The 15,518-nt window shown below is 67.6% G+C and carries 10 protein-coding genes and 3 pseudogenes; 5 read left to right on the top strand and 8 right to left on the bottom strand.

What is annotated here, in order from left to right; translation table 11 throughout:
- Nucleotides 1-47 precede the first annotated feature (47 nt).
- The gene (locus tag OG251_RS01070) at nucleotides 48-3,059 is read right to left on the bottom strand and encodes a S8 family serine peptidase (RefSeq protein ID WP_326675053.1); all 3,012 of its coding nucleotides are present in this window, start codon (nucleotides 3,057-3,059) and stop codon (nucleotides 48-50) included.
- A 282-nt stretch (nucleotides 3,060-3,341) separates the two neighbouring features.
- Here OG251_RS01070 and OG251_RS01065 point away from each other — a divergent pair, with 282 nt between their 5' ends.
- A complete protein-coding gene (locus OG251_RS01065) occupies nucleotides 3,342-4,322 on the top strand; it encodes a helix-turn-helix transcriptional regulator (protein WP_326675052.1) in 981 nt (326 codons plus the stop codon).
- A gap of 300 nt (nucleotides 4,323-4,622) precedes the next feature.
- On the opposite strand, the pseudogene OG251_RS01060 reads toward OG251_RS01065, so the two are convergent.
- The 3 genes and pseudogenes from OG251_RS01060 to OG251_RS01050 form a co-directional block, all read right to left on the bottom strand.
- Nucleotides 4,623-4,980: pseudogene (locus OG251_RS01060) on the bottom strand (SDR family NAD(P)-dependent oxidoreductase); the annotation flags it as partial.
- A gap of 99 nt (nucleotides 4,981-5,079) precedes the next feature.
- Nucleotides 5,080-5,202, bottom strand: a pseudogene (locus tag OG251_RS01055) (fumarylacetoacetate hydrolase family protein); the annotation flags it as partial.
- A 581-nt stretch (nucleotides 5,203-5,783) separates the two neighbouring features.
- Nucleotides 5,784-6,158 (bottom strand): hypothetical protein, encoded by a 375-nt coding sequence (locus OG251_RS01050; RefSeq protein ID WP_326675051.1) that lies wholly within the window; start codon nucleotides 6,156-6,158, stop codon nucleotides 5,784-5,786.
- A gap of 468 nt (nucleotides 6,159-6,626) precedes the next feature.
- Here OG251_RS01050 and OG251_RS01045 point away from each other — a divergent pair, with 468 nt between their 5' ends.
- Together OG251_RS01045 and OG251_RS01040 are read left to right on the top strand one after the other, a co-directional pair.
- Nucleotides 6,627-7,304 (top strand): hypothetical protein, encoded by a 678-nt coding sequence (locus tag OG251_RS01045; protein WP_326675050.1) that lies wholly within the window; start codon nucleotides 6,627-6,629, stop codon nucleotides 7,302-7,304.
- A 291-nt stretch (nucleotides 7,305-7,595) separates the two neighbouring features.
- Nucleotides 7,596-8,324: a dienelactone hydrolase family protein gene (locus tag OG251_RS01040; protein ID WP_326675049.1), complete on the top strand. Its 729-nt coding sequence runs from the start codon at nucleotides 7,596-7,598 to the stop codon at nucleotides 8,322-8,324.
- 844 nt (nucleotides 8,325-9,168) lie between these two features.
- Here OG251_RS01040 and vanX read toward each other — a convergent pair.
- The 3 genes from vanX to vanH are packed head-to-tail and all read right to left on the bottom strand — an operon-like array spanning nucleotide 9,169 to nucleotide 11,847.
- On the bottom strand, nucleotides 9,169-9,777 hold the full coding sequence (gene vanX, locus OG251_RS01035; RefSeq protein ID WP_326675048.1) for a D-Ala-D-Ala dipeptidase VanX: 609 nt from the start codon (nucleotides 9,775-9,777) through the stop codon (nucleotides 9,169-9,171).
- Nucleotides 9,774-10,814: a D-alanine--(R)-lactate ligase gene (vanA, locus tag OG251_RS01030; protein WP_326675047.1), complete on the bottom strand. Its 1,041-nt coding sequence runs from the start codon at nucleotides 10,812-10,814 to the stop codon at nucleotides 9,774-9,776. Before vanA ends, vanX begins: the two co-directional genes overlap by 4 nt.
- The gene (gene vanH, locus OG251_RS01025; protein ID WP_326675045.1) at nucleotides 10,807-11,847 is read right to left on the bottom strand and encodes a D-lactate dehydrogenase VanH; all 1,041 of its coding nucleotides are present in this window, start codon (nucleotides 11,845-11,847) and stop codon (nucleotides 10,807-10,809) included. The genes vanA and vanH overlap by 8 nt, the downstream gene beginning before the upstream one ends.
- A 223-nt stretch (nucleotides 11,848-12,070) precedes the next feature.
- Here vanH and OG251_RS01020 point away from each other — a divergent pair, with 223 nt between their 5' ends.
- Both OG251_RS01020 and OG251_RS01015 read left to right on the top strand, forming a co-directional pair.
- The gene (locus OG251_RS01020; RefSeq protein ID WP_326681111.1) at nucleotides 12,071-13,414 is read left to right on the top strand and encodes a UDP-N-acetylmuramoyl-tripeptide--D-alanyl-D-alanine ligase; all 1,344 of its coding nucleotides are present in this window, start codon (nucleotides 12,071-12,073) and stop codon (nucleotides 13,412-13,414) included.
- A gap of 396 nt (nucleotides 13,415-13,810) precedes the next feature.
- Nucleotides 13,811-14,844: pseudogene (locus tag OG251_RS01015) on the top strand (IS3 family transposase); the annotation flags it as partial.
- A gap of 48 nt (nucleotides 14,845-14,892) precedes the next feature.
- On the opposite strand, the gene vanY-N reads toward OG251_RS01015, so the two are convergent.
- Nucleotides 14,893-15,444, bottom strand: coding sequence for a D,D-peptidase/D,D-carboxypeptidase VanY-N (gene vanY-N / locus OG251_RS01010; protein WP_326675044.1), 552 nt, complete (start codon nucleotides 15,442-15,444; stop codon nucleotides 14,893-14,895).
- Nucleotides 15,445-15,518: the final 74 nt, after the last annotated feature.

Below are 15,518 nucleotides of genomic sequence, written 5' to 3'. Positions count from 1 at the left end.
AGAGGGGTGGCAGCGCAGTCGCGCCGCCACCCCTTCGGTGTGCCGGGTCAGTTGAGGGTCAGGAAGGTACCCGCGCCGTTGGAGTATTCGATCCAGGTGGTGGACCGGGCGTCCGCCGGGATGCCGGACCAGGTGGCGGTCAGGTCGGTCGGGGTTCCGGGGGTGACACGGGCATGGTCGGGCGTGACGGTGACCGTCCCCGTGGTCGGGCTGTTCTCGGTGATGTTGTTCACCTGGTAGGTGTACGGCGTGACGCTGCCGCCTGTGCTGCTCTCGTCGACCGTGACCACAGCCAGGAAGATCTTCCCGGCCTTGGGCCGCCGCAGGGTGATGGTGGATGTGCCGTTGCTGTCCGGATCGGCGAACTGGAGTTCCTGCGGGGCTCCGTCGACCAGGGGGCCCCAGACGACGCCGACGATGGTGTCGGCAGCCGGGTCGAAATGGACCGAAATCTGGGAAGCCTTGGTGCCGGCCGGGATGGTCGCCTCGTAGTAGACCTCAGCGGTTCCGGTCAGGGTGCCCGTGGTGGGGGGCGAGGAGACCGGGCCGTGGGCGGTGGCTGTGAGGGTTGTGGTGGCAGGGGTGACGGAGTAGGTGATCTCGCCGCTGGTGCCGGTGCCGTTGATCTCGGCAGGGGCGTGGACGCTCTGGGGGGTGACGACGATCGGGCTGCGGACGGTGGTCCGGCCGGAGGTCCAGGTGAGGGAACCGGTGTTGAGGATTCCCGAGGGTGCGGTGGTCACGTCGAGTTTGACGGTGAAGGTGCGCTTCTGCCCGGGGTGCTTGAAGTGCAGGACGGACGGGGAGACGGTGGCCTTGATACCGGGAAGGTCGACCTTGGCGCGGTACGTGCCGGCCGAGGTGGCGGTGACGGTGCGGGTGACCGTCTGGGTGCCGAAGAGTTCACCGATCGCGATGGAGGGGTAGTTGAGGTTGCTGGGGTCGATGGCCTTGGTCCCGGTCCGGGTGTTGATGCCGTGGCCTTCGAGGTAGGCGAGCCAGTCCCGCTCGGTGGAGTCGTAGACGAGCCCGGGCCGGAGCATGGCGCGGGCGTCGACTTCGCCGGCTCCCTGGGCGAAGACGTCGTCGCTGTTCTTGCCGGCGGCGGTCTTGGTGGGAGACGCGGTGGTCATCATGGCTGATTTGACGCTCATGGGCGACCAGGTGGGGTGCTCGGAGAAGTACAGGGCGGCGAGGCCGGCGATGTGCGGGGCGGCCATCGAGGTGCCGGAGTAGAAGTCGAAGTCGCGGCCCCCGTTTCCGGGCGGTGATACGGCGGCGAGGATGGTCGCGCCGGGTGCGGTGATGTCGGGCTTCAGGAGGTCGCCGTTGCCGATGAGGGAGGGACCGCGGGAGGAGAAGCCGGCGACCTGCGGGTAGACGGCGCTGTTGCCGCCTCGGGTGAGGGTGACGGTGGCGCTGTCCGTGGCGGCGTAGTCGCGTACGGCGGTGGCGTCGGGGGTGTTCAGGTGGACGGTCGGTATGGAATGCAGGTCGCCGTCGGTGCTTTCGTCGCGGAGGTTGACCAGGACCATGCCGATACCGCCGGCTCTCTTGACCTCGGCGGATTTGTCGATGCGGGCGTTGGTGCCCCGGTCGCAGACGACCACCTTTCCGGCGGTGCGTGCGGGGTCGAGAGTGCCCGTGACGCAGAGATCGGCGTCGGTGGTGTCGGCGTCGGTGGTCCTTACGGTGGCGGCGCGGACGAGAGGTACGGAGCCGACAGTGTTCTGCACGCTGGTGCTGATGCCGGTGTAGGCCTTTCCGTTGCCGAGGGTCACGGTGCCGGTGTGGGAGGCGATTGTTCCGGCTGCGACGGTGGTGGTCCAGGGCGCGGTGTTGTCGAGGCTGGAGGCGGCGGGGCCGGCGTTGCCTCCGGCGGTGGCGACGAAGATGCCGGCGGCGGCGGCGTTGCGGAGCGCGGTCTGGGACGGATCGTCGTACGCGCTTTCGAACGGAGCGCCGAGGGAGTAGTTGATGACGTCCACGCCGTCGGCGACCGCCTGGTCGATGGCGCCAACGAGATCGCTGGTCAGGCCGCCGTCCTGGGTGCCGTCCTTGCTCTGCCAGAGGGCCTTGTAGACGGCGACGCCGGCGGCGGGGGCGACGCCGGAGATGGTGCCGAAGTCGTGGCCGTCGGCAGTGGCGTGGACGGCGGCGTTGCCTGCGGCGGTCGATGCGGTGTGGGTGCCGTGGCCTTCGCTGTCGCGGGGGGAGAGGTAGCCGGCGCGGTTGGATTCGGGGACTTGTCGGAGCCACCCGTCGCCGAAGTAACGGGCGCTGATGACCTTCTGATTGCAGGCGGAGGCGGTGAAGCTCTCGCCGGTCTGGCAGGTGCCGGTGAAGGTGGTGCCGTCGGCCTTGTGCATGACGGTGGTGGTGCCGTCGAGGTAGGGCCGGTAGGGATCGCCCTTGGCGGGTTTTCTGACGGGTTTGCCGGTGGGCTTCCTGGCCGTGAGCGCGGGGGCTTTGAAAGAGGCGCTCTCGGGCCAGATCCCGGTGTCGATGACGCCGATGACGATGCCCTTGCCGGCCTTGGCGGTGCCGCCGAGGGCGGCCCACAGACCCTTTCGGCCGGAGAGCCCGAGGAAGTCGTCGGAGTTCTTGTCGTCGGTGGCATGGTGGAATCGGTCGGGGGCGATGCCGGTGACGCCCTTGGTGGCGGCCAGTTGAACAAGTTGGCGGGCGTTGAGCTGGGCGCTGAAGGTGTTGGTGGTGACGGCGTAGTGCTGGCGGACGGTGGCGCCGACCTTCTTGGCGACGTGGGTCTGTTCGCCGATCAAGTGGGTTCGGTATCGCTTGGCGTTGGTGGTGGTGACGTCGATTTTCCTGCCTTCGGTGGCTTTGGTGGCAGGGAGGTTGTCGACGCCGCCGTCGTAAGTGACCAGAGGTTGGCCGGCAAGGGTGATCAGGTAAGTGCCGGTAGCGAGGGGGGTGGAGCGGCCGACGGCGGTGGCGGGGGTGGCAAGGGGAAGGCTGAGGGCGGCGAGGGCAGTGGTGAGCAGGACGCCGATGGCGCCGCGGCGGGTGCGGGACGCTCTTCGTGGCTGAGGTGTCACGGGATTCCTCACGGGTGTCCGGACATGCCGGGTGGGCGAGCGGGGGTGCTCGCCGGGCTGGGGGTGTGCGCCGACGGCTGGGGGGTGAGTGAACCGCCGGTCACATCGGGTGGTTGATTGGCCATTCGGGAGAAGTGAACGCTGTGCGATCACACGCTGTCCAGATAATCTGTTGGCGTCTTTGGCCTGGTGACCAAAGACGCCACCTGTGAGGGGACGCCCGGCCGGACTGCCCGTACCTGTTCCGGGGCGGCCCCGTACGTATGGCAGGGAGGCTTGGTTTTGCTGGAGGCAGTGGGTGTGAGCGCGTTCGACGAGAGCGTGTACCGAGCCGTGTTGGCGGGACCGCAGAGCGCGGTGCGTGACCTCGCGGAGAGCGCCGGGGCCGGGGCGGCGCGCACAGGACAGGCGTTGAGGCGCCTCGCCGGTCTGGGGCTGGTGCGGCGGGTGGGGCGCGGCCAGTGGGAGGCGGTCAGCCCGCGGTCGGCGTTGTCGGCGTTGCTGAACCGGCGCCGCTCGGAAGCGGAGACGGTGTTTGCGGGGGTGGAGACGGCGTTCGCCGATCTGCACCGCCTGCACCGGGCCGGGCAGTTGCGGTCGGATCCTGGCGCCCTGGTGGAGGTGCTGACGGGCCGGGAAGTGATGACACGGAAGATCGAGGAGTTGAGCCGGTCCGTCACCACGCATCTGTGGACGTTGGACAAGCCTCCGTATCTGGAGCCGGTGGGACAGCCGCATTTCAATGAGTGGGAGACGGCGACGACTCGGGAGTGGCTGGAGCGCGGGGTGGACATCCGGGGGGTGTACTGCCTGGAGTCGATCGAGCCGCCCGGGCGATTGGAGACGCTTCTGAACCTGGCGGCGCTCGGTGAGCAGTCGCGGTTGCTGCCGCATCTTCCGTTCAAGGCACGGATCGTGGACCGGCGGGTTGCGGTGGTGCTCCTGGCGGGGGGCAGCCAGGACTCCATCGTGCTGGTGCATCCGTCGGGTCTGCTGGACGGGCTGATGGAGTTGTTCGAGGCGTACTGGGAGCGGGCCGAGCCGTTGTGCCCCGAGGGGTTGGGCCCGGGGGAGGGCCCCAGCCAGGAGGAAATGGTCCTGCTGCGGTTGTTGCACGCCGGGTTCAAGGACCAGGCGATCGCCCGGCATTTGGGGGTAAGCGTGCGTACGGCGACGCGTCGGGTGGCGTCACTGATGCGGAGGCTGGACGCGGGCACGCGGTTTCAGGCCGGGGCGAAGGCGCGGGAGCGGGGTTGGGTGTGAAGTTCCCAGGGATCTTCGGGGCGAGCCAGCCCGACCCTGGGTGACCGTTCATCTGCCGCGACTACAAGGCCCTGCCCGTCCTCGTCGTCCGCACCAGCCCACCGCTGCTGTCCTGACGGCTGAAGGATTCCAACTGAACCCGGGACACAGCTCGAACCTCGCCCCTCTCTGTGCCAGTTCGTGTGCCGCACCGGCGGACTGCCGGAGCCCTCGCGAATGAAGGGGAAGCAGTGGAACGGGCCCTGACCCCGGAGTTTGGACACCGGAGGGACTTTGACCCTGATGGTCCAGAAGAACGTGCCCCAGCGGGGTCCCGTGGATGTTGGTCGCGCCGAAGGCCGGGGCAGCGAAGGCGGTCATCTCGGTCTCGATAAATCCCGGATGGATCGTGTTGACCCGGATATCGCAGGGGCCCAGTTCCGGCGCGGCGGCCTTCGAGAGGCCCCGCAGGGCCCACTTGCTGGTCGTGTACCCGACCGGACGAGCCGACGTTGACGATGGAGGAGCCCGAGGGCATCAGGGGCGTGAGGTGCTGGATGCCGAGGAGAGGGCCGGTAAGGGGGTGACCACGTGGATGCGTGCCATGTCGTCGGGACGGACGTCGCTGACGCGCGCGCCAGGTGATTTCGGTGTTGCTGCACGGGCCATGCACCTGCCTGTGGATGTCGGGGCGCTGCCGAGACCGCCGCCCGAGGGCCCGCGAGGGCGTCAACGTCATCCGTCATCGCGGGCGGCCGGCGCCGGCCCATCAGCAGGGCGAGCCGCAGGTTCCCGAACCGAGGGCGTCGCCCCGGACGACACGGGTGCCGCGGGAGGCGTACGCGGTCATCTTCTCGAAGGTCCAGCTCAGGTCGGACAGCAGGTCCTCGCCGACGGTCTCTTCGAAGGAAGCTGACACGGTCCCGATGCCGGGCGGGTGCCGGAGCCGCCGACAGCGCCAAGCCCGACGTGGGATCCGGCTCAGTGACGCGAAGGACACGGCTGCTTGACTTCTCCGACCAACTGCGCACGGGTACCGGCTGCTCCGCGGGCACCGTCGGTCCCCCCAGGCCGCACCCGCGAACCGATCCTTCTGCAATCCTGAGCCGGGAAAGTGCCGCAGGACAGGTCGAGGGTCGCACCGTTGCTCTCGGCAAGGCTTCCTGCCGTGCTCACCGTGCTCACCGCGCCCAAGCCGGCGGCCCCGGCCGAGGCGGCCGTTCCCGCACACCGTCAGCGGACCGTGCCCGTCAGTAGCACACTCCGCGCTCGGTAGAAGGGGGCCTGACGGGTTGCCGCCGCTGTGGCGCGCGAGTACTGCGAGCACCGTGGCAGTGGTGGTCACCGCCGCCACGGTGGGCTCTCCGGGGAGCCCGCGAGCTCGATCAGCCTCAGGGCGGCTGCGGTCATTCCTGTCCGCAGCCCGCCCGGATCCCCGGCAACCGAGTCCCGGCTGCCGGGGGTTTGGGAGAGAAGGGATTCTCAGAGGTTGAACCAGGGGCCGCAGACAGTGTCGGCTCCGGCCCTGCCGGTGCAGACCTGGTAGCTGAGGGCGGGCGCGGAGACGGCCATGTTCTGTTCGCCGCAGCCGGCGGTGACGCCGTTCGCGTCGGAGACGGTGCGGGTGGCGGTGCCCCCGGTGCTGTTCCGGTACGTGTAGTGGGTGCGTACACCCCAGTTGTCGCCGAAGGTGTCACAGGCATACACCCGCAGACCGTCGTCATCGGCCCCGCCGAAACCGCGGCTCTGGCCCTCGGCCTGAACGGGGTACTCACTCGCCGAGGCTGCGGTCGTGGTGAGCAGAACGGCACTGGTGGCCGTGACAGCGGCCAGCAGGACCCGAATGGTGCGTCTCATGTGCATCTCCCCTGTGGATTGCGGACTTTCCCAGCGGGTCCACCGGCCCGGCACGGCCCGTCGGCAGCCGAGACGTCCCGACAGGGCACGAGACGCGAGAGCGAGAGGGAGCCCGGGTACTGTCCGCCGCTGCGCCCCCTCCGGGCTGACAGACTCATGTGGATGAATGGCCCTCGGGGAAGCCTTCCACGCCTGGGCACGGGACATGTCCCCCCGGAGAGCTACCAACGGGACATTCGCCCTATTCCTGTCTCCTGCCGCGCGGACGGACCGGTTACCGGAGGGGCGGTGCGCATCCAGCGGGGGAGAGGGGAAGTGTGGCCGGCACCCTCAGTCCGCAAGGCGGGTGGCACGGGTGCCGGCCGACCCAAGAGCCCGACCCCGTTCCCAGGGGCACGCGCCTGCAGCGGTGAGCTTACCCGCCCTGCCCCAGCCCGTAGGAAACATCGGCACCGTTGTACCGGGCACATGGGGAAGTGGGCGGGGTGGAGCACTGGCCCCGGGCCGCCGTGGAACAGTTCCGGGCCGACCGGCCGGGCAGGGCCGCAGCCGCCGGCCGCCCGACGGGGTCCGGCGACCAGGTCCCCCGCGAGCAGCTGCTCGGCCGCGCTGCTGGACGCGGACCCGACGGTCAGCGCCGCCACCGTCGTCGACGCGCTGGCCGTGCACCGCAACACCGCACAGGACGCCCTCCTGCACCTGCGCGCCCTCCGCATGGCCGAACTTCTGCACGCCGCCTCTGCCCTGACGCCAGGACAGGCCACGGCGGCCCTGGGCTGTCCCGCCGCCCAGGTACGCCGCGCGACCGTCCGCGCCGGGACCGTTGTCCGCGCGCTACGTGTCGCCCCCTACCTCGCCGCTGTCGCCCAGGCGCTCCACCGTGAGGGCTGGACGGCCACGGACACGGCGCCCGACGTCCAGGCATCCCGCGGACGACGGTTGCGCGGCCGCGCTCGTCCTGGACGGCCCCGAGGCCCCGGTGTCCGCGCTCGTGTGGGGCGAGCGGCACGGGTGGCGCACCACGACCACCCGGCGGCATCCGCTCGGCCGGCTCGCAGCGAAGCCCGGGCCGTGGACGGCATCCGCTACCTGGCCACGGGCGGTACACCCCCTCGGGGCGACCTCATCGCCGCTCTCGCCGCCTAGAACACCTCGACAGCCTCCCCTCAAAGGTCCCCGGATCGGTCCTGGGGGCCCTGACCGCCCTTGGGGTCAGAGTGTCCGACGAGCCCGGCCGGTGCCGAAGCGGTTCGTGCAACTGGGGGTCTGACCGAGTTACGGGTCAAAGGGGCAACGGGATGGACAAGCGCTGCCGCGCGGACGAGGATCGTCACGATTCTCGTGAGCCTTTGCCGTATTTCAGGGGATACCCGCGCTGTTCTGCCAGTGGCAGAACAGCGGCCGGACCGGGCTCGACGATCGCTACAGTCCAGCCTCATGACGATGGTTACGACGCGTCCGGTCGAGTATCCGGCCGACGGTTTGACGATGATCGGGCACCTTGCGCTCCCGGCCGGTGTCGACCGTCGGCCCGCGGTGCTGGTCGGGCCTGAGGGGATGGGGCTCAGCGACGTCGAGCGCCGCCGGGCCGATGCTCTCGCCGAGCTGGGTTACGTGGCGCTGGCCTTCGACCTTCACGGCGGGCGCTATCTGGCTGACCCCGAGGAGATGCTGGCCCGTTGCCTGCCACTGCTCGCTGATCCCGACCGGATGCGGGGTATCGGCCATGCGGCGCTCGACGTGTTGCGCACCGAACCGCGGACCGACCCCGACCGGATCGCCGCCGTCGGCTACGGCACCGGGGGCGCCGTCGGGCTGGAACTCGGGCGCGATGGCGTCGGCCTGCGCGCGATCGGGACAGTCAACGCGATTACCACGGGCCGACCGGGCGAGGCGGCGCGCATCCGCTGCCCGGTGTGGGCCGGGGTCGGGTCGGAGGACCCGATCATGCCGCCCGCGCAACGGAACGCGTTCACCGCCGAGATGCAGGCCGCGGGCGTCGACTGGCGTCTCACGGTCTACGGCGGCGCCTTGCACGCCTTCCACCACCCGCAGGTCGACCACCCCGTGGTCCCCGGCGTCGGCTACCACCCACAGCACGCGCAGCGAGCCTGGCGCGATGTCGTCGACCTGCTCGCCGAGTGCCTGCCGGTGACGGAGCGCTGACCACGCGCTGAGCCGCATCAAGATCAACTCACTGCCTCTTTGGCGCGTACCTCGGCTGAACCTCAACTGGGCAGAACTGCCTCCGCCTGACGGCAGTCTCTCGGTTTCGTGACGGCCCCCGGCCCCCACTGGCGGGCAACGGGGGCGCAGCGGGGTACGGGGCGCAGCGTCAGGCTGACGGCCCGTCGATTTCTCGGGAGGTGCCGTGCCGGGGTGCGGCCGTCCCGCCGCCCGGTGGGGGCGGGACGCTTCACTCCCCACCACCGGGTGTGGGGGGCGGGAGCTCTGCCCCCTCGGGCGAGCGCTTCGCGCTCCCACGCCCGTTGGGTCCGCTGTGCTCCCCGCGACGGACCGTCCGGCACAACGGGGAAGCGCTGCGTGCCGCCCCGAGCGCTGCGTGCTGCCGGACGGGTTCCCTGCCTCTGCGCGGCAGGGACGGCGACAGGGCGACCGCGCCCCGGCCCGGCACCACCAGCAACCAGCACCACGAGCTGCTCGAACTGCGACTGACGGGACAACCTCTACAGGCCGAGGTAGGCGCCTACATCATCTTGAGGCCGTCGACAGCCCTCTGGGCGCAAGCTGCAACATGGGCGCAGCGGACCGCTTTTGTCAGCGGGAGGCCCTCGCCCATCACCCGTACGTTGTCGGAGCGGGTCCGCTCGAACAGTGGGATCGCCCCGCTCAGATCCGCCGTCGGCCCGTGGCGATGGTTGTGCCCACATCGGAGGCACCAGTCGGTATGGTGCTCTGACATGACATTCCCTTTCTCGGGTGAGTCGCGCAATTGGAACCGCGGTCGCTCGTAGCGCTTCGACGAATTCGACTTCTCGGTCCGGTTCAGCTACGTGACAGGAAAGTCAAAATAGGTGTCCGGGTAAGGTTCGTCTTTGAGGGTGTAGTGCCACCATTCACACTCGTATGGACTGAAACCGCAGGCCTCCATGATGGAGCGCAGGTGTTGTCGATTTCGCGCCTCGGATTGTGTGACCCCTTGTGCTCCGTGATGCGAGATCGGATCCATCAAGTCGTGGTCACCGCCCATGGCGGCAAGTTCTCCGGTGGCCATGTGGTAGAGAGTCAGGTCGATGGTGCTGCCCCGACTGTGGCCGGACTTTGTGGCGACATATCCCATCTCGAACATATCGGCTCTGTCGATATGCGGATGGTGTCGCTGCTTCGTGCGGCCATCCTCCGGCTGCCTCGACCAGCGCACAAAGCAATCTACGGCGCGTTGAGGCCGGTATCCATCCCAGAGGAGCAGGCCAAAGCCATAGGAGCGGGCCTCTTCTCGCGCCCTTTCCAGAGCTGCGAACAAAGGCCTGGTGCCGACGATTCGATTGGCCAGGTAACCGTCCACGGGTTTGCCGGTGAAGTTGTCCCAGGTGGCGTACTTGGAATCCCAGCGTATTCCGGGTGCACATTCGTCCAGGAAGGCGAAGTTGTCATTCATCGGATTTTCCCCGTCAGTGCCAACGTCACCATCCGGTCGATCACTTCGGTCAGCGTAATCCCTGCAGCTGCCATCATCCTTGGATAGCGACTGTAGGAGGTCAGGCCAGGCAATGTGTTGACCTCGTTGAGGACTACACTTCCATCCTCCTTGAGGAACATGTCCACTCGTGCCAGGCCGCTGCATCCCAGGGCGCGGTAGATGGTCTTTGCCGTCTCCTGAACGAGCGAGCGCGACTCTTCTGAAATATCGGCGGGAACGATGAAAGTTGAGTTCTCGGATCCGCTCTCCGGGTCTTTCTCCTGATGGATCTTGAAGAACCCGTGCGACAGTGCGATTCGATCCACCTCGCCTGCGATCAAATCGAGTTCATTCCCCAGGATGGCGCATCCGACTTCGCTGCCGACGACAGCCTCTTCGATGAGCACCTTTGAGTCGTACTGTCGCGCGATTTCCACCGCAGGCAGCAGTTCTTCCTTTTGCGATACCTTTCCGACACCGAAGGACGACCCCGAACGGGCCGGCTTCGCGAAGACGGGATACGTCAGTTGCTCGGGATCAATGTTCTCGTTCGCCGCAACGGTCCAGAATTTCGGTGTGGCGATTCCTGCGCCCCTGGCTATTTGGTAGGCAAGGGACTTGTCCATGCACAGAGCGGAACTCTGTACGTCGCAGCCCGCGTAGGGGATGCCGGTGAGCTCCAACATGCCTTGCATCGCGCCGTCTTCGCCAAGTCTTCCGTGCAGGATGGGCAGCACAACGTCCAGATTGATCGTGCTGTAGCGCCCCTGCTCCAGGACGAGTAATCCGCGTACGCTTCTGTCCGGTGACAACAGCACCGGACGACAGCTGCCGCTCTCCCAGTCCGGGCCAGGGCTGTCGCAAAGTTTCCAAGCACCACTCTTCGTGATTCCGATGTAGAAGGGTTTGTACTTGTCGAGATCGATATTTTTTGCGACCTCTTGCGCAGATTTGACGGAGATGGGGTGTTCTTCGGAGCAACCTCCGAATACGATTCCGACGTTGAGCTTATCCATGCTGGTTCCTGCTTTCGAATTTCAGGCAGTTGGTGATGGAGTTTTCGACCGTGTCGCTCAGGGCGTGGTCTGTGTAGTAGGCGGTGTGCGGACTGATGATCACGTTCGGCATCTCCTGCAGCCGCAACAGCGCCTTGCTGTCGATGGGTTTGTTTCGGCAATCGGTGTAGAAGATTCCTTCCTCTCCTTCGAGGACGTCCAGCGCGGCACCGCCCAAACGACCGCTTTCCAATGCGAAAACGAGGGCCTCGGTGTCGATAAGTGAACCGCGTCCGGTATTGATAATGCATGAGCCGTGCTTCATCTGCTCGATGCGGTGGCGATTCATGAGGTGGTGTGTATCCGCGGTGAGCGGCGTGTGGAGCGTTACGATGTCGCTCAGCTGCAGCAATTCATCGAGAGGGACGTAATCGGCCGCGGTCTTGGGGTGGCTGTCATGGGCCAATGTCCGGCATCCGAAACCCCGCAGCCTGCCCATGACTGCTACGCCAATGCGCCCCGTTCCCACGACTCCGATGGTCAGATCGCGCAGCTCTTTTCCACGGACATCGTTCAACCGGTAATCGTGCACATCTGCGTGACGGATGATGGACTTTGCGCGTCGCGCCGTCATCAGCATCAGCATTAATGTGTAGTCGGCCACACTGTCGGGTGAATAGGCGACGTTTTCCACGGAGATGCCGACGCTCGCTGCGTACCCCACATCGATGTGGTTGTATCCCACGCTTCTTGTGGAGATGTAAGCCACGCCTGCCCGGCTGAGTGCAAGAAGAGTGGAATTTGTGATGCCAGTTTTATGGCTGACGCTGATGCATCGGTTTCCGTTTGCCAATTCAACGTTGGCTTCGGACACCGCTGCCTCGGTGATGGTGGGAATTACGCCGACGCGAGGCGCCATCTCTCGGAACAAGGAGGCCTCGTCCTTCCCGCACCCATAAACCGTGACTCTCGTGGGTGCGGCGGCTGTGGGGTGTGAGTACGTCAGCGATTGGGTGTGGCCGACCGCCGCGTGTGCTGGTTCGCTGTAGGTCATGCCTACAGTCAAGGCGGCGTGACGTTGCCCAAACGTATGAGGTTTTCGATATGCCCACGGTATGCTACCGGCGGGTAGCGTATCGTCAGTGTATGGAAAACCGCATACCCGCTAGCAACTTCACACCGCCTTGACTTGAGGTGTGACCTATAGCGAACCACCCTCCTCGTACCTCTACCTCGCCGGCCTCGCTCCCGCTAGCCGGCTCCCGCGCCGGGTGGGCATCGTTCCGCTCAGCCTCGGCGAGATTGCTGCGGTCGTCGGCGGGACGGTCGCGGGCGACGACGCAGTGACGGTGACTGCGCCGGCCGTGCTCGACGGTCGGCTGGCCGAGCCGGGCGGCCTCTTCGTCGCCATGGCCGGGGAGCATGCCGACGGCCACGATTTCGCCGGCCAGGCCGGCGAGGCAGGGGCGGTGGCTGTGCTCGGCTCCCGGCCCACTCCGCTGCCCACCATCGTCGTCGACCATGTCCAGGCGGCGCTGCAGGCGCTCGCCACTCATGTCGTGGCCCAGCTGCGCAACGGGCTGACCGTTGTGGGGCTGACCGGCTCCCAGGGCAAGACCAGCACCAAGGACCTGTTGGCTGCCGTGCTTTCGAATGCCGGGCCGACGGTCGCCACCATCGGCTCGCTCAACAACGAGCTCGGTGTACCGCTCACCATGCTGCGCGCCGACATGGGCACCCAGTACCTCGTCCTTGAGATGGGAGCTCGCCGCATCGGCGACATCGCCGAGCTGGCGGGCCTGGTCGCGCCTGACATTGCCGTCGTCCTCAACGTCGGCAAGGCACACCTCGGTGAGTTCGGGTCGCGCGGAGCCATCGCCAAGGCCAAGGGGGAGCTGGTGGAGGGGCTGGCGCCCGGCGGCACCGCCGTCCTCAACGCCGACGATCCCCGGGGGGCCGCGATGCGTGCGCTCACCGATGGTCCGGTGGTGACCTTCGGGCGGGCCGAGCACGCCGACGTGCGTGTGCTCGACCTGGCGCTGGACCGGCTCGGCCGGCCGTCCTTCACGCTGCGGACCGCCGATGCCTCGGCTCGCGTCGCGCTGCCGCTCGTGGGTGCGCACCAGGCACTCAACGCGGCGGCTGCCGCGGCGGCGGGGCTATCGGCCGGCACACCTCTGGAGGTGGCCGCGGCGGCGTTGGGCGCAGTCTCGCTGTCGAAGTGGCGCATGGAGCTGCGCGACCTCGCCGACGGCGCGATGCTGCTCAACGACTCCTACAACGCCAACCCCGACTCGACCCGCGCTGCCCTGGACGCGCTGGCAGCAATCGAGGGCGGGCGTCGCATCGCCGTCCTCGGCGAAATGCTCGAGCTGGGGCGGGAGAGCGAGGCCGAGCACCGTGCGATCGGCGCGTACGCCGCCGCCCGGGCCGATGTGGTGGCGACCGTCGGTGCGGGCGGCCGTTCGATCGCTGCCGGCGCGGGAGAGGTGGCGGTGGCGCTGGCCGACAACGACGCGGCCGTCGACTGGCTGCGCGCCCACATGGCCGCAGGCGACGTGGTTCTCGTCAAGGCTTCGCGCGGTGCGTGTCTCGACGAGGTCGCCGCCGCGCTCATGTAGCTTGCCGGGGCGAGCCGGACATCCGCGTCGCGGAGTGGACGGTCGACGACGTGGTCCGGACCTTGGAGGTCGCAGGAACCGGCACGACTTCCCCGCTTCGTCGATGAACCCGCGGCGCTGGTAGGACTTGTGTGCACCATGCCGGTGATCGCTACTGGTGACCTTCATGCCGAGGCATCCGCGCGTGGGGGCGAAGGACTCCGCGGCCGCGACATGTTCATCGGCGACGCCCGCACCGCCGATGAACAACCCGCCCTCGACGCCCACTCTCTCCTTTCGGGCCGCCCGGACTCGTCCGACTCACGATGGCCCTCGAAGGCGGTTCCCCTCAGGTGAGGACCGGCGGTGTGAGATGCACTGTTGGCAAATGCGTGCAGTCAACTGATGGTGTGGGACGCCGAGCAGGCCGCCCGGCCCGGGGCCATGGAGGCCACCGCGATGGAGATGGAGAACCGTCAGCTGCGGGCACGGGTGAAGGAACTTGAGCTTGAGCGGGAGACTCTGCGGAGGGACGCGAAGTATTTTGCGGCGGAGACCAGCTCGTGAGCAGCCGCTTCCAGTTCGTCGATGATCACTGTGGAGCCTTCGGCGTCAAGCGGTTATGCCGGATGCTGCATGTCTTGCGTCCAGGCTTCTACCGGTGGCTGGCCGGCGCGGACGCGCGGGCTGCCCGGGCCCAGGCGGATGCAGAACTCGCCGAACGTATCGCTGAGATCCACCGGGAATCGGACGGCACCTACGGGGTCCCGCGCGTCACCGCCGAGCTGAAGGAGGCCGGGAGACGGGTCGATCACAAGCGCGTCGAGCGCGTCATGCGCACGTTCCGCATCGTCGGGCTGCACCTGCGCGAGAAGGTCCGCACCACCATTCCCGAGCCATCGGCGACGCCGGTGCCAGACCCGCTGCGGCGGGACTTCACCGTCCGGGCGCCGAACACCAAGTACGTGGGCGACATAACCTATCTCCTGATCGGAGGCGGCCGATTTCTTCATTTGGCAACGGTGTTGGACCTGCACTCGAAGCGGCTGGCGGGCTGGTCGATCGCTGACCACATACGCACGGAGCTGGTCGCCGATGCACTCTGGGCCACAGCAGTGGCCCGCAGCGCCGACGGCCTGCACGGGGCGATTTTCCCCAGCGTCAACGGAGCTCAGTACATGTCGAGGGAGTTCGCCCAGGTCTGCTCGGAACTCGGCGTGACCAGATCACGCGGCGCGGCGGGCACGAGCGCGGACAATGCCATCGCGGAGAGCCTGAACGCGACCATGAAACGCGAGACGCTCCAGGGACGGAAACGGTGGGACGGGGCCCGTGAGGCACGCCTCGTGGTCTTCGGACGGGTAACCCGCTACAACACCCGCCGACGGCACTCCCGCCTCGACCAGATCAGCCCGATCGCCTATGAACAACGATCAGCTGCACTGGCCACGCCGAATGACAACCGGTGTCCACGATCGAGGGGAAAACCCCTGCCCTTGTCAACGAGCCTGCCGAGCATTGCGGATCTCCTGGGTCGGTGGAGGCAAGTCAGCGTCCGGGTGGTACTCGAAATGCCACCACTCGTTGTCGTAGATGCGGTAGAGGTCGTAGTGGGCACCGTGTTCCTCGAGCCAGCGCGCGCCTTCGTACGGGCGCACATCCAGCGCGGTGCCCTTGACGTGCCTGGATTCCGCCGGTGGCAGCACGAGCATCCGGGCCGCGGCCAGTGAGCCGACGCGGCGCACCTCCTGGTCGAACAGCTGTTGCTGGACGAGGGGATCGCGGTATCCCGAGGTGAGGCCGATGAGTTGCCCGTAGCGCCAGAGAGCCCCGGCGCGTGCGGCGGTGAACGCCGCCCTGGCACCGTCGGTGAGTCCGGTGAGATCCTCGGCAGGAAAACGGATCCCCAACGCCCAGTCGCAGGCCAGTTCACGGGCGCGGCCGGGATTGCGGACGAACGCAGCCGGGAGCAGGAGCACGGCGAGCACCAGCGCAAGTACGGCGAACAGCCGGTCACGGGGCCGAGGCGGGACAATGTGTGGTTCGTTCATACCTCCAGTCGAGGGGGCATGACGTTGTCAGCCCGTATCCAGTTTTCGATATGCCGACGATATGCACCGGCTCG

It is taken from the genome of Streptomyces sp. NBC_01237, from assembly GCF_035917275.1.
Taxonomy (GTDB): domain Bacteria; phylum Actinomycetota; class Actinomycetes; order Streptomycetales; family Streptomycetaceae; genus Streptomyces.
The sequence above is the reverse complement of the archived record's forward strand: the minus strand, read 5'-3'. Positions and strand labels throughout refer to the sequence as shown.

What these genes read in the sequence shown, in the direction of transcription:
- OG251_RS01050 (WP_326675051.1), bottom strand. Translation starts at nt 6,158, where the DNA reads ATGAGACGCACCATTCGGGTCCTGCTGGCCGCTGTCACGGCCACCAGT.
- OG251_RS01045 (WP_326675050.1), top strand. Translation starts at nt 6,627, where the DNA reads ATGGGGAAGTGGGCGGGGTGGAGCACTGGCCCCGGGCCGCCGTGGAAC.
- OG251_RS01040 (WP_326675049.1), top strand. Translation starts at nt 7,596, where the DNA reads ATGACGATGGTTACGACGCGTCCGGTCGAGTATCCGGCCGACGGTTTG.
- vanX (WP_326675048.1), bottom strand. Translation starts at nt 9,777, where the DNA reads ATGAATGACAACTTCGCCTTCCTGGACGAATGTGCACCCGGAATACGC.
- vanA (WP_326675047.1), bottom strand. Translation starts at nt 10,814, where the DNA reads ATGGATAAGCTCAACGTCGGAATCGTATTCGGAGGTTGCTCCGAAGAA.
- vanH (WP_326675045.1), bottom strand. Translation starts at nt 11,847, where the DNA reads ATGACCTACAGCGAACCAGCACACGCGGCGGTCGGCCACACCCAATCG.
- vanY-N (WP_326675044.1), bottom strand. Translation starts at nt 15,444, where the DNA reads ATGAACGAACCACACATTGTCCCGCCTCGGCCCCGTGACCGGCTGTTC.